This window comes from Marinobacter maritimus, from assembly GCF_007671675.1.
Lineage (GTDB): Bacteria > Pseudomonadota > Gammaproteobacteria > Pseudomonadales > Oleiphilaceae > Marinobacter > Marinobacter maritimus.
On record NZ_VCGW01000002.1, the window covers coordinates 1,021,909 to 1,035,160 of the forward strand.

Below are 13,252 nucleotides of genomic sequence, written 5' to 3' on the forward strand. Positions count from 1 at the left end.
GGCCAGAGGTCTAATGCATTCGATAGAAATAGAGGTTGTAGGCCAGTCGGGTTGGGCGTTACTGAGGCGCATCGGTTCCATCTTCGCTGACGTGGAGAATGGCGTTGCTCATACTCTGTGCTGCAATTGCCGGTACATTCGCGAGCCTATCCAACCGGAACCAAGCAAGTACGGTATAGCTCCCAAAACCCACATAATTAACCCTGCCAGTTGCTGGTCCTGAAGGCTGCGTCCGGCTCCGTATAGTGGGCTTTGAGCGAAGGTGAGCATTGCGCCCAGAAAACCGGTGTGCATCAGAGTGAACAACACTGCAAACAAGGCCCAGCCCACTGTGCGCTGAGGGCTTTTAAGTACCGACCACCAGAATAGCCCAGCGGTGACCAGAAAACACCCGTGCTCTATGAGATGCCACCAAGGGTTCTTCAGGGCCAGAACGTAAAATTGGGGAATGTGCCAGAACCAGATCATTACAGCGTGGAGGTACGCCATATAAACCGGATGTTGAACCAGTTTAAGCGTGGGCTGCCACAGCCGTGTCAGCAGCCGCCCGCTCCCGGCAGCAAGTTGAGGTAAGGGTCGAGTCAGTACCCATAAAGGCGCAATCACCACCATAAACATCATGTGCTGAACCATATGGGCCGCAGCGCTGCTTTCAGCCCAGTGGTCCAGCGGCCCCCAGAGAGCGAGAAAACTGATTACCATGGTGCTGTGAAAGCCAAATGCTTGCGACCAGTTTGGCGCTACCCGTCGTGCGCCGATCAGATAGGCCAGCCAGACCGCACTGAAGATGATCAAGCCGATCATGGCGGTCAGTTGCTCTGCACCTTCACTGGTTATCGGACTATGGCCAAAGGCCGGCGTACTCAGACCAAGCAGAGCGAGACCGAGCCACGACCCACAGCGCCAGTTCAGATACATGGTGGCAAGATAGCGCCAGGCAGGGCCAGCATCATCGATGCAAACGCCGATACAAGATAGACAGCAGCGGATGTTTTGCTGATAAAAGCTTTGAGGGGCTCCGCGTCTGTGGCCTGTGCCAGTGAAGGCGCTTTCCAACACCCATAGGCACAGACCAATAAATAACTCGATACAATGAGCGCAGCGATCAAAGAAGCGGCATTGATCCAGGTCCAGGCGCCAGCCTCAGTATCCGGCGGGACAAAGGCACAACCGACTGACAGCCCACCATAGAGCAGTACAAACCACAGCGCCCAGATGATCAGCCCCAATACCAGGTTTACCGGATGAAACGGGGATGGTTTCATCACGCACCCCATGCCATCGGTAGTAGTAAAAACATGGCAAAACTGAGCCAGAAAACTCCCAGAGTATAGACCCAGAATGCCTGAATCACGATGGGTTCGTAAGGCACTCTGGCGCCAACATAGCCCAGCTTCACCCGCAACGCCTGTAGTGCTGTAAAAATCACCGCAAGCCCGCTATGCAGCAGCAGGTAATATAACGCCACCGCCAACACCGCATCATGGGCCAGCTCTGTGGGTTGCAATGATGACGTCTTCAGCACCCAACCCAATAAGCACCAATGAGTCAGCCCTATGGCCGAGACTGCCCAAAGTTGCAGGCTCAGGCTGCCATCGTTGCCCTTACGCAGTCTTGATACAGCAATACGATAGATCGACACCGCGAGGGCCAGCAGTGCTCCGCTTACCGCCAGAGGAATTAGCGCCAGTGGGCTGGTTTCGGGCGTCGACCACTGCGGCGCAGCCGTCCAGAGATAGAACCAGCCAAACAACAACGAAACATAGAGGGTGCCATTGGCCATCAGACTAATCACCATGCCCCATAACCCGGGTCCGTCGCAGGTACGGGAATGGAGTGGTGGGTCCACGGGATCATCGGCACGTACCGGCGCGGCCCGGGGGTGGGCACCGTTCTCCCAGCCCCAGCGAAGCACCAGCAGCAGAGCTACTACAGCGGCTACCAGAGCAATCAGATAGACTTTAACCAGCAAGCTGACACATACCACCGCCAGAACAGCCGCAGTTAGCAGGGGAAGCCAGGAGTTGGTGGGCAGGTGAATGACTTCTCTGACTTTTCCGGTGACGGCGTCTGACCCGTATATATCCCGCCGCAGGTTCTGCACTTCCGCCAGATCATGCTCACCAGCCGCGATGCTTTCTACCAGTTCGGGTCGCTCCCACATTGGGTGACGGGTAGTGATATCCGGCATGCTGGAAAAATTATAGGCATTCACCGGCATTGGGATTGCCCATTCCAGAGTATCCGCGCCCCAGGGATTCTGTTCAGCACGGCGACCAAAACGAAAATGCAGCACGATATCGACAATGATCACTGCTACACCGATCGCCATGATGAAGCCACCGATGGAGGACACCAGGTTGAGCCAGTCCCAGCCCAGACCCGCTTCATAGGTATAGACCCGCCGGGGCATGCCCAATAGCCCGGTAAGATGCATCAGCAGGAAGGTGATATTGAAGCCCCCGAAAAATAGCCAAAACCCCCAGCGCCCCATTTTGTCTGAGGGCATACGGCCAGATACATGAGGCAGCCAGTAGTAAAAACCGGCGATTAGCGGAAACAGCATGCCCCCGACCAGTACGTAGTGCATGTGAGCAACCACAAAGTGCGTGTCGTGAACCTGCCAATTGAAGGGCACCAATGCCAGCATCACGCCTGTCAGCCCGCCACACACAAACACTATCAGGAATCCAGCGATCCAAAGCATCGGTAGGTGAAACACAACTTTGCCCTGCCACAATGTGGCCAGCCATGCAAAAATCTGAATAGCCGTGGGAATCGCCACCAGCATGCTGGCGATCGAGAAGAAGGCCTGGGCCAGTTGCGGAATGCCTACCGTAAACATGTGGTGAACCCACAAGCCAAAGCTGATAAACCCCATCGTAATAATGCCCAGCACAACCCAGCGATAGCCCACCAGCGGATGGCGGGCAAATACCGGAATCAGCGTAGACACGATCCCCGCTGCGGGCAGGAAGATAATGTAGACCTCCGGGTGGCCAAACATCCAGAACAGGTGTTGCCATAGCAACGGATCACCACCACCGGAGATTTCAAAGAAAACGAACCCGGCCGCGCGTTCTAGTTCCAGCAGCACACTGCCAAGAATCAAAGGTGGGAATCCAAAAACGATCATCAGTGCCATGGCTAGGATGTACCAGCAGAAGATCGGCATTTTGTTGAGCGACATGCCGTTGGCACGGGTTCGCAGAATGGACACCACCAGTTCCACGCCGGCAGAAATTGCAGAGATTTCCACAAACGTGATGCCCAGCAGCCAGAAGTCCGAACCCGGGCCCGGCGAATAGGTGTTGCTGCTCAGAGGCGTGTACATAAACCAGCCGGCGTCCGGGGCCACCTCTAGCACCAGGCTGGAGAGAATAATCACGCCGCCAAAGAGGTAACAGTAGTAGCCCAGGGCACTTAACCGGGGAAATGCCAGATCCCGCGTGCCGATCATCTTGGGCACGAGGTACATCGCCACCCCCTCCAGTACAGGGATCGCAAACAGGAACATCATCACTGTGCCGTGCATGGTGAAAATCTGGTTATAGAGGCTTGCGCCAATGATGTCCTGCTCAGGCAATGCAAGCTGCGTGCGGATTAACATCGCTAAAACGCCACCGATCAGGAAAAATGCCATCCCGGTGGCCATGAACCTGAATCCTATGGACGTATGGTTGACTGCCGCCAGAGCGCCCCAGCCTGGCAAATTGCCCCACACGTGCTCCAGTTGTGCTTCCCGTTCGCGGTTGGCCTGCTCCGACAGATTATTCATTGCCGGCCTCCTGCCGAAGCCATGTCTGGTAATCTTCGGGACTGTAGGCGGTTATCGTGAATTTCATATGGGCATGCTGGGTGCCGCAGAACTCGGCACACTGGCCACGATAGGTGCCGGGTTCATCGGCTTGCAGTCGCAGCACATTGGTCCGTCCGGGCAGCATATCCAGCTTGCCTCCCAGGCGTGGCACCCAGAACGAATGAATAACATCAGCACTGGTAAGGTGGAGGTCAAGGGGGACACCGGCTGGAACGTGCAGTTCGTCCTTCAGCGTAATGTCTGAATCCGGATAATGCACTTCCCACCACCATTGGTGTGCCGTAACGTTGATCCGAAGCGCTTTCCCTTCTGCAAGCGGCAGCGGCAGCATTCGATGGCCGGCGGGTACACCAAACGCCAGAATCACCGCCATACTGGTGATCGGTAGCACCAGGCCGCCCCAGAGAATCCACCGGTTCTGGACCTGCCTGGCTCGGGCTTTCGAGACGGGCTCCGGTGCGCGCCTGATGGCATAAAGCCAAAGTGCGATCACTACCACGAGAACCAACGTGAACCAGCCAAACATTCCCCACCACAACCATGCTGCCGAGAGAGCGTTAGGGCCTGCGGGAGAAAGCATGGAGAACTCCCCCTGACATCCGGTCAACAATCCACCTGTGCCAACCACACTCAAGGCTGCTACTCTTTTTATTTCTGGCGGAGGACAACTCCTGTTTCGCACCTGCACGCTCTGAGGGCAACCATGGCCAAGGAACATATTGTCAGTCGTATGTCGATTATGGGTCACCCGATCCACCCCATGCTGATCCATTTCCCGGTGGCCGCTCTGCTGCTGCTCATCGCCACAGACATTGGCTACGTCATGACCGGTGATTTCTTCTGGGCTCGCGCAGGACTCTGGCTTGCAGTAATCGGTATGGCAGGTGGTTGGATGTCTGGCTCGGTCGGGTTGTTGGATCTCATCATCGTTGAACAGATACGTCGCCTGATTACTGCATGGTGTCACGCGCTGCTGGCCGTGATGCTGCTTTCCATTGCGACTCTTAATTGGTTCATCAGGGTGGGTGAGCCCGAACAGCTTATTATGCCGTGGGGGCTTTACCTTTCTTTGCTTACCGGTGTGTTGATAACCATCACCAGTTTGCTGGGGGGCGAGCTGGTCTATGATCACGCTGTTGGTGTTTCCCCTGAAAAGATGGCGGAGCGCCGACGCAGCCCTTGATGAGGCGGTGAGCCTGGCATGCTTTTCGAACATTATGCGCCACTCCCGAAAACGGGCTTGGCAAGCACTGTCCATAACACTGCTGCGATCAGCATGCAGGTTACCGTAGCCGAGACAAGACACCACCGTTGCACGTGCTTACCATTACCGGTCTCTGCCCGCAGGATCAACAATCCCAGCAGGGTGTGATTAATAACCAGAAACACTACCAGCGTCAGTTTGACGATCAGCCAAATACCAATATTGTGGTGGACAACAAATATTAGCGTACCTGCAATGATGGAAAGCAATGCAACCGGTGTGGCGATATGGGTAAAGAGCAACCTGGGGAGGTGTTCTCGGAGCACAGCTCGACTTCCTGAACCTGAAGCTGAGGCGGTATAAACAGTTCTGGCCAGCAGCGCCGGAAGGTACACCAGCAAGGCAGCCCAAAAGAGCAGAGCTGCGATATGAAGAATAAGGAGCCAGTTCAAGGTGAAGACTACCTCTCTGCTGCAGTGGTTTTTACTTTAACCCGTTCAAAACCTTACCATTGAGCCTGCCGGGGAACAAAGTCAAATGCGACGAAACAGGTTGGTGTCGTGGCATAGTGAACTTGGTTACGTGATTGGAAACCTGGGCCAGTCGAGGTTTTCGCGTCACTCAAGACGGCCCATATTGATCATGGGATTATCAGGGTAGCTATCGGAAGGCGCAGTAAAAATCCGGGCAGACTGCTGTTTTTAACACAACCTTTCTATTCCGTTACCTAATTGAATTGCCCCTTGTGTACTTCCTCTCTACAGTCCGGAAATTCTTGCCGAAAGAGCGTTCTCAAATACTAAAGCCCTTGGCAGGAGCTGAAGCATTGGCGGTCTGTGTGCGGTTGCTGACGGCCCCGCCCTAAAAGCAATTCGTGCTGTACCTAATCCCTGAACTCAGGATAGAAAGGAAGAGAATGTCTATGTCCGATTATCGGTCACTGTTTTTAAAGTCTTTTTGTCTGGTGACAGGGCTATTTTTGTTGTCCGGTTGTAACGACAACAATAATGACGGCACAGCGTCGTCGGAGAACCCGCAAGTCAGCAGTGTAATGCCTGCTGACAGTGCCGCCGGCGTCAGCCCGGACACCAAAATTACAGCTGCTTTTGCCGAAGATATGCTGGGCACCAGTATCAGTGAACGTACCGTTCGCTTATCCCGAAACGGTACCGATGTACCTGCTGGTGTAACGTTTGATGGTGCCAGCAATGTTGTCACACTGACGCCTGTATTGGGGCTTGGTTTGTTGGGCCACTACCAGTTCACTCTGGATGCCGCCATTGCGGATTTATCCGGTAATGCGCTGTCTTCCCCCGTGACGTCGTCATTTACCGTACGTGATGGTGTGTGGGGCGAAACCGCGACATCCTTCAATTTTCAGGAAAGGAATAGCGAGGATGTTCAGGTGGCGACGGGTACGGATGGTGAAGCGTTCGCCGTCTGGGTTACGGATAATGGAAATCCTGTCAGTAGCCACTATACGCCAGAGGAGGGCTGGAGCCTTCCCGCGGATCTTGACGACGGCAGTTATGCTGCAGGTAAAAGACACCCGCAGATTGCCATCGATAACGAAGGCAATGCTATCGCGGTCTGGCAGACCTACTTCAACAACGGATCGTATACCCTTGGCTCTAACCGTTATACAAAGGCTGGCGGCTGGGGTACAGCGGTAACAATTGGCGCCACCCCGATACACCTTGTCTTGTTACAACAAAATGAGAAAGCTCTGCTTGGGTTTGATGAGCAGGGCAATGCACTGGTCATTCGTGCCGGGCGAAACTATAGCCCTCCTGGTGGTTTTCTGGTTCTGGTCAACCGTTATTCCAAGCAAGACGGCAGCTGGGGAGGCGAGACCCCCATAGTGTCCAGTGGATTGCTCGAATTGCGTCAAGCACAGTTCACGATAACCGCCGATGGAAGCGCCTTTGCCACGTGGGTACAGGCGATCAGTTCCAGCGACTGTGCTATCCAGGCCAGCCGCTATGCACCAGGAAGCGGTTGGACAGCAGCGGAAATCGTCGGTCCGGGGCTCTGCCTTTCCGAACCGCAGATCGGAATGGATGAGGAAGGCAATGCTATCGTGGTCTGGAACCAGCCTTCAGGGCCAACGCCGAATATCTGGGCTAATCGCTATTCGGCAGGCGAGGGGTGGGGAACCGCTCAGATGATTGAGTCGGATGGCGAAGGTACTTCCAGGGGCCCGCAGGTTGCGGTCACACCAAAGGGCGACGCGCTTGTGGTATGGCGTAAAAATAATGGCATGAGCGACCGGAATCGAGCCAGTCGCTATTCGCAACAAAGCGATAGCTGGAGCCAACCTGAGAACATTAGTGCGGGCGATAGCGACAGTGTGGAATCTCCCCAGTTAGCGCTTGATGTGGACGGCAATGCTTTGGCGGTGTGGCGGCGTGACATAAACGGTAAGTCTGAAGTTCGCGCTGGTCGTTACGCAGTCGGTAGCGGCTGGAAAGCACCTTTAATCATTACGTCAGATCAAGCCGTGCCCCAAACCGCGGTTCAGGTAGCGGTTGATTCTGACGGCACCGGGATTGTTTATTGGACGCGGCCCTTGGGTTCAGATTCCCGTATTTATAGCAAACGTTTCGACTAGATAACTCGCCAAGGAAAAAATCGGGGCAGACTTATTTTTTGGATAACACCTTGTTAGCTAAAGTAGCCCCGATTTTATCATGTCGAATGTGTCCAGAATCAGCGCCACAAGCTGGTCTTTCGCAGATAGCTACACCGTGTAGTCAGAGCATGCCTGTTCGTTTGGGAGTCGCAATCTTTACAAGGAATGCCAAGGCGTACACCGGCCAGCCATCGTCGATAATTAATCTTCGTTAATGTCTGGCGGCTTTTTATCCTTGCCTGATGTACCGCTTGGCAGTGTTTGGCTACTTATATCTGTTTGGGTCTTATGTCGTAACGGCATATATTGGTGTCGTTATAAGCGTCACAATATTTTAGGAGTTTGATTATATATTAAAAATAATAATCAACAGTATTAACTAGTAACTACAGTTTGTTCTTAATAAACCACTGAAGGTTTTAATAACGAATTCGTCTTTACCAGTTAGCCAGACCGAACCTGTTCGCTCTACTCAATTCATCGAATTTACTCTTAATGCCAAACAGCTGAACTATTACAAATTACATTGTCGCCTCTGCAAACCTGCTGTGTGACGTATGCTTTTATAACGCAGTTGCAATGCTCGTCCCGGCACTGATCTGGCATTTGGTACCGGGAGTGCGAGAGCAGTCGCAAGCCGTCGCTTAAAAAGCCAGTAGCACTTCAAATAAAAGCTGGAATGTACGAGGAAATAATCTATGAAACTTATGCACTCTGCGGCAATTATCTGCCTGGCACTTTCACCCGCGCTGGTTTCGGCTGAACCCGAGTCCGGTGATGGCCTTTTTGCTTTGACCGGTAGCGGTTCAAGTGACAATGATTTTGATAACAACGTTGCTGCCGTCAGCTTTGACGTGGGCAAGTTCTTCTCCGACAACCTCGCTGCTGGCTTACGCCAAAGTTTTGGTTTTTCGGATTCGGAAAGCAATTCGAGTTGGTCGGGCGCCTCACGGGGCTTTGTCGATTACCACTTTGACGGTGGTAGCTGGCAGCCCTTTGTCGGTGCCAACCTCGGTGGTATCTATGGTGATGACGTGGATGAAACTTTCTTTGCCGGCCCCGAGGTCGGTGTGAAGTATTATGTCCGGGAAAAAACTTACATCACCGTTCAGATGGAATATCAGGTGTTCTTTGACAGCGCCAGTGACGCCGACGACAATTTCGATGATGGCGCCTTCGCATACAGCGCAGGTATCGGTTACAACTTCTGATCGGCATGAGAACCCCGGGCTCTCATGCCCCGGGGTTTTTTTGTTCCCTCCCCTAAACAGGGGGCATCCCTTTCTATCTTCTGGGCGATATTTCCTATGTTAGGCGCATTTGGCTTGGTAACTCCGACTGAAATCCTGTTCGGGCGGGGGCACATAGCCCAACTGAACGACCGGGCGACAAAGCTGGGTACGCGCGCGTTGATTGTGCACGGTAAAAATCCAGACAGGCTCTCTGAGGTTTTCGAGTCACTCAAGACGGTCGATATCGTCGAGACTCTGTCCGTTGAAAAAGAGCCTGACCTGAAGGCGCTGATGGCAGCCATTGATCAAGGTAAATCACTGGGCATCGATCTGGTGCTCGGGATTGGCGGCGGGTCTGTTATGGATTCAGCCAAGGTACTTGCTGCCATGTTGCCAAGCCAGACGGACTTGATGAGCCATTTGGAGGTGGTGGGTAGCGGGCTGCCATTATCGGCCAGGCGCCTACCGCTGATTCTGGCCCCAACCACCTCGGGTACGGGGGCGGAAGTCACTCGAAATGCGGTTATCGATATTGCAGAAGCCCAGCGTAAGGTAAGTCTCAGGGATAATCAGTTGCTCCCTGATCTTGCCTTGGTAGACCCTGCACTGACGGACAATTGCCCCCGGCAGGTCAGCTTGCACTCCGGGCTGGATGCGATCACGCAGGTCATCGAACCTTACCTTTCATCGCGCGCTAATCTGTTCACGGATATGCTGTGTAATGAAGCAATTCCCAAAGGGCTGCTGGCGTTAAAGCGACTGATGGATGGGGAATCGGAAGACGCGCGTGACGCTCTGGCTCAGGTCAGCCTCTTCGGCGGGCTCGCGCTCGCGAACTCAGGGCTGGGTGTCGTGCACGGCATTGCAGGCCCGTTGGGCGGATTATGTGGTGCCCCCCATGGCGCCATCTGTGGCGCCCTATTGCCAGCGGGTATTGCCGCTAATAGAGACAGCGTGGTCAATGCCGACCAGAAGGCCCGTATTGATCATGTTATTGGCTGGATTGCTGAAGTATTTGAGACGTCTGCCGACCAGGCATTACCGCGTTTTCGTGAATGGATTACCCGGAATGGCTTACCCGGACTGGCTTCGATTGGCGTGACGGAAGATCACATTGTTTCAGCCTCACTAGCAGCCGCGAGCTCTTCTTCCATGAAAGCAAATCCCGTTGTGTTGCCAACGGCAACCATCGAAAACATCATGCGCCAGTCGTTTTGATCAAGGTTTGTTTCGGGCCTAAGCAGCTTTGGGCGCCGACGACGCAGACCGCCCTCCCGGCTTAGGAAGTAACGCTTGGGGGTGTTGACTCGATTTTATTGTAAACCAGGCCGCAGGCCGTCAGTTCGGTCATCGGGTTGCGATTCAGTGCCTCCACAATGCGTTCCAGAATGTATTGCTCTGGTGCCTGGAAGACGCCGTCGGCGTAACCGATCGCGGCGCAGATCTGAATGATCAACTCCCCGAGCTTTTCTTTGCCCCGCAACTGTCGTAGTGCCGTTAGCGCGGCGGCTTCGATTTCCGCCCGGTCGCCTTCGCGCCACTGATCCACCAGATTCATCATGTCTTCCATGCCCCTTTCAATGGAAAAATCGAGCATGTTGAATTCGGCCATTTTGGTCAGCGAGCTTCGGAATACGTCTCGTTCGCTGTCATCCAGTAAACCATCGGCCATTGCGGTCGCGGCCGCCGCTACCGTCAACGCCTGCTTCAGCGTGCCACGCTCGAGCTTGCCCGATTCCACTTTGAGCTCATGACTGTAGCGGGAAATAAATCGGGACACCCGCTGGGTGGGGGTGTGGTAACGGTTGTTGCGGAACCAGTGGGGCACCAATGCGCCGATCAGCAGTGCCGCAACGGTGCCCTGGATAATGTAGTGCACCAGGCCCTGCAGGCTTTTGTTCTGAAACGCTGGTGCCTTGGTGCCTTCAAAAGGATAGAACCCATGCATGGCGGCGTAAGCCATGTAGGTCGCCACCAATACGATAAGACCCATCGATGCGGTATCGGCAAGGCGCTTGCGTTTAGTTGAGGAGCCCCACCAATCGGAATCACACACCCAGGCGACACCAAAACCCACCGCAAACGACACCACCAAGTAGGGGTAGGACCAGGATAAATCGATCAGCAGTCGGTCAAAAGCGACTTCGTATCCCACCCCCTCAAACGTGTAACGGGTAAATCGAAGCGCCGAAATAATTATCAGGCTGGCGCCCGCAGCTATCAACCCGGATGCAGCATAGCCCAGCCAAGGCCGGCTGTGGGTTGCTTCAATATCGGCAAATCGCCAGTGGTCTTTGGGGTAGATGCCTATAAACGCCGAAACACCGTAGTTGGCGCCCATCAAGAATGCGAAGAAGATAATCTCGCCAATCACCCGCGAGCTGACACCACCCTCAAGGCTGTAGCGGACAAAGGAGAGCGTCATGAACGACAGCATGATCAAGCTCATGAGCTTCACCAGTTGCGCTGCACTGAGGTTTTCCTCATCGTCGCTGGCCAGCTCAAACCCGAACATCTCGATGGCTCTGCGCCGGGCAGTGTTGCCGGTTTCGGCGCTGAGCACAGCGTGGGCCATCAAACGGCAAATTTTTATGAACAGATCACGACCATCACTGACCAGAGTCTCTCGCAGGTCCTGCTCGATACGCTGCAGTTGCCCGCCCATTTCGTCCACCCTGCGATAGTAGGCCGAAACCCGGGCACTCATGGTCGCAAATTGCATTTTCAGGGTTTCATATTCACTTTCGCGCGCCTGGATAAAGCGCTGGTAGCGAACATCGTGGGCGCTTTGCCAGTGCTTGATTTCCATCAGCAAGGAACAGGCAGTGGCCCAGGCAAATGCAGGCGATGCGTGATCGTCGAAACATTCTTTCTTGATATGGATGTCGTAGTACTTGGCCTCCCGGTCGAGCTGGTCGTACTTGGTCGGGAAGATATGATAGGGCGCGCGATACATGCGGTGCGCCAATTTTACCGCGTGGCCGGGAATTTCCGCCAGATCCCAAAAAATCTGCAGCAGCCGTTGGTCGGCTTTCTTCAACATGGGGAAGTTGGGCAATAGGGCCGTGAAAATAAGAGCCGTGGTGATAGGACTGCGAAAAAGATCCCGTCCCTCCGATTCGGTACTCGCAGCGTCGCCCAGTAATACCAGCACCTTTTCCAGCACTTCGGGCGACACCCAGGCCACAACCGTAACCATCCAATAGATTGCCAATAAGGTTGCCGCGTAAAGTCCAAAACAGGCAACAAAACGCAGGCGGGTGGTGGAACTGCGATTGGAGTTTGGCGTGTTGAAGCGACCATAAGCGTGGAAGGCAACAAAGATCGCGCCAATGGCAAACTCGAATGCCTTGGAAGAAACAAAACCATCCATAGCCCGCGTCCTTTGTCCCCTATGTCATAAAGATAGCTCCCTGACATAGATTGGTCCAGAAGACATGGCCAATACCGGCTGAGGCATAGATAGTCTCGTCATTGGCGGAGCCCGTAGCCAGAAATATGGATACGCCAGTTCTCCCACTGAACTGAGACTTGATGAATATAGAGGAGAGCGTGAAATGACCAGGCTCGCAATCACCTCGTTTTCAGCGCTGCTGGTCGTACCTGCGGGTATCGATAAAGCGGCTACTGGATAGGTTTATTGCCTAATCAAACAGGCTCATACGTTTCATAACGTTGTCCCGCTTGATTTTCCAATGGAAAATCGCGCCCGCCATATGCAGTACCACCAAAACCAGAATGGTCCAGCCCAGCCATCCATGCAGCATAAAGAGCTGTTCTGATAACTGTTCATCCTTGCCAATGACTCCTGGCAATTGCCAGACGAAAAACTCCACCGGGAAGCCGCCGCTTGCGGTGGCTGTCCAGCCGATTAACGGCATGATAATAAGCGCTAAATAGAGTAAGTGATGAACACTGGTGCTGACGACTCTCTCGAACCTGTTCAAGGGGGGGACATAGTCTGGAACCGCAAAGGCAAGGCGGGTAATAACACGCAGCGTCATCAGCAGTAATATCAACACGCCCAGCGTTTTATGGCTGCCATACAGCACGTTGGTCAGTGTTTTTCCCATCAGATCGACTGTGCCTTCAAACCCCAGAAAACCCAGCGTCAAGCCGCTGGCCAAGGACAGCAGAACGGCGCCAGCCAACAGCCAGTGGAGTAGTCTGTGCGGGTAGACATAGCGATCCAATGCTTGCATGTGGCGCTCCTGACAACCTTCCGTTCAATTCAGTTTAGTCACTAAAGCGATATCGCGCTGATTAAAACGCCGCAGAAAACGCTACCTTGGGTCTCGGATTTTTTCGCTATACCCTTTCGGAAAAGGCGCTTCAAGCGCACGCTCGCCACGTAAGAGGTCTGG

At 54.0% G+C, this 13,252-nt stretch carries 11 protein-coding genes; 4 read left to right on the plus strand and 7 right to left on the minus strand.

Features of this window, described 5'->3' with window-relative positions; translation table 11 throughout:
• Positions 1 to 108: 108 nt before the first annotated feature.
• From FFI90_RS11935 to coxB, 4 genes are read right to left on the minus strand one after another with little or no spacing between them, the layout of a single operon-like run.
• Complete coding sequence (locus FFI90_RS11935) at positions 109 to 918, minus strand: cytochrome c oxidase assembly protein (protein ID WP_144778212.1); 810 nt, start codon at positions 916 to 918, stop codon at positions 109 to 111.
• The gene (locus FFI90_RS11940; protein ID WP_144778213.1) at positions 909 to 1,265 is read right to left on the minus strand and encodes a hypothetical protein; all 357 of its coding nucleotides are present in this window, start codon (positions 1,263 to 1,265) and stop codon (positions 909 to 911) included. The genes FFI90_RS11935 and FFI90_RS11940 overlap by 10 nt, the downstream gene beginning before the upstream one ends.
• The gene (gene ctaD, locus FFI90_RS11945; protein ID WP_144778214.1) at positions 1,265 to 3,778 is read right to left on the minus strand and encodes a cytochrome c oxidase subunit I; all 2,514 of its coding nucleotides are present in this window, start codon (positions 3,776 to 3,778) and stop codon (positions 1,265 to 1,267) included. Before ctaD ends, FFI90_RS11940 begins: the two co-directional genes overlap by 1 nt.
• Positions 3,771 to 4,400: a cytochrome c oxidase subunit II gene (coxB, locus tag FFI90_RS11950; protein WP_246123511.1), complete on the minus strand. Its 630-nt coding sequence runs from the start codon at positions 4,398 to 4,400 to the stop codon at positions 3,771 to 3,773. Before coxB ends, ctaD begins: the two co-directional genes overlap by 8 nt.
• A gap of 123 nt (positions 4,401 to 4,523) precedes the next feature.
• Here coxB and FFI90_RS11955 point away from each other — a divergent pair, with 123 nt between their 5' ends.
• Positions 4,524 to 5,003, plus strand: a complete 480-nt coding sequence (locus FFI90_RS11955) for a DUF2231 domain-containing protein (RefSeq protein ID WP_144778216.1) — start codon at positions 4,524 to 4,526, stop codon at positions 5,001 to 5,003.
• A gap of 32 nt (positions 5,004 to 5,035) precedes the next feature.
• On the opposite strand, the gene FFI90_RS11960 is transcribed toward FFI90_RS11955, so the two are convergent.
• On the minus strand, positions 5,036 to 5,476 hold the full coding sequence (locus tag FFI90_RS11960; RefSeq protein ID WP_144778217.1) for a CopD family protein: 441 nt from the start codon (positions 5,474 to 5,476) through the stop codon (positions 5,036 to 5,038).
• A 464-nt stretch (positions 5,477 to 5,940) separates the two neighbouring features.
• Here FFI90_RS11960 and FFI90_RS11965 point away from each other — a divergent pair, with 464 nt between their 5' ends.
• From FFI90_RS11965 to FFI90_RS11975, 3 genes are all read left to right on the plus strand, one after another.
• Positions 5,941 to 7,635, plus strand: coding sequence for an Ig-like domain-containing domain (locus tag FFI90_RS11965; RefSeq protein ID WP_144778218.1), 1,695 nt, complete (start codon positions 5,941 to 5,943; stop codon positions 7,633 to 7,635).
• Positions 7,636 to 8,354: 719 nt separating this feature from the next.
• Entirely contained in the window at positions 8,355 to 8,867 is a 513-nt protein-coding gene (locus FFI90_RS11970; RefSeq protein ID WP_144778219.1) for a hypothetical protein, read from the plus strand.
• Between the two features lie 96 nt (positions 8,868 to 8,963).
• Positions 8,964 to 10,106, plus strand: a complete 1,143-nt coding sequence (locus FFI90_RS11975; protein ID WP_144778220.1) for an iron-containing alcohol dehydrogenase — start codon at positions 8,964 to 8,966, stop codon at positions 10,104 to 10,106.
• A gap of 61 nt (positions 10,107 to 10,167) precedes the next feature.
• Here the strand turns inward: FFI90_RS11975 and FFI90_RS11980 are convergent, their stop codons facing one another.
• Together FFI90_RS11980 and FFI90_RS11985 are read right to left on the minus strand one after the other, a co-directional pair.
• Positions 10,168 to 12,261, minus strand: coding sequence for a TerB family tellurite resistance protein (locus FFI90_RS11980; protein ID WP_144778221.1), 2,094 nt, complete (start codon positions 12,259 to 12,261; stop codon positions 10,168 to 10,170).
• 271 nt (positions 12,262 to 12,532) lie between these two features.
• Positions 12,533 to 13,090, minus strand: coding sequence for a cytochrome b (locus tag FFI90_RS11985; RefSeq protein WP_144778222.1), 558 nt, complete (start codon positions 13,088 to 13,090; stop codon positions 12,533 to 12,535).
• Between the last annotated feature and the right edge of the window lie 162 nt (positions 13,091 to 13,252).

Coding starts and splice junctions, on each gene's coding strand:
- FFI90_RS11980 (WP_144778221.1), bottom strand. CDS start 12,261: ATGGATGGTTTTGTTTCTTCCAAGGCATTCGAGTTTGCCATTGGCGCG.
- coxB (WP_246123511.1), bottom strand. CDS start 4,400: ATGCTTTCTCCCGCAGGCCCTAACGCTCTCTCGGCAGCATGGTTGTGG.
- ctaD (WP_144778214.1), bottom strand. CDS start 3,778: ATGAATAATCTGTCGGAGCAGGCCAACCGCGAACGGGAAGCACAACTG.
- FFI90_RS11940 (WP_144778213.1), bottom strand. CDS start 1,265: ATGAAACCATCCCCGTTTCATCCGGTAAACCTGGTATTGGGGCTGATC.
- FFI90_RS11965 (WP_144778218.1), top strand. CDS start 5,941: ATGTCTATGTCCGATTATCGGTCACTGTTTTTAAAGTCTTTTTGTCTG.
- FFI90_RS11955 (WP_144778216.1), top strand. CDS start 4,524: ATGGCCAAGGAACATATTGTCAGTCGTATGTCGATTATGGGTCACCCG.
- FFI90_RS11970 (WP_144778219.1), top strand. CDS start 8,355: ATGAAACTTATGCACTCTGCGGCAATTATCTGCCTGGCACTTTCACCC.
- FFI90_RS11935 (WP_144778212.1), bottom strand. CDS start 918: ATGTATCTGAACTGGCGCTGTGGGTCGTGGCTCGGTCTCGCTCTGCTT.
- FFI90_RS11975 (WP_144778220.1), top strand. CDS start 8,964: ATGTTAGGCGCATTTGGCTTGGTAACTCCGACTGAAATCCTGTTCGGG.
- FFI90_RS11985 (WP_144778222.1), bottom strand. CDS start 13,090: ATGCAAGCATTGGATCGCTATGTCTACCCGCACAGACTACTCCACTGG.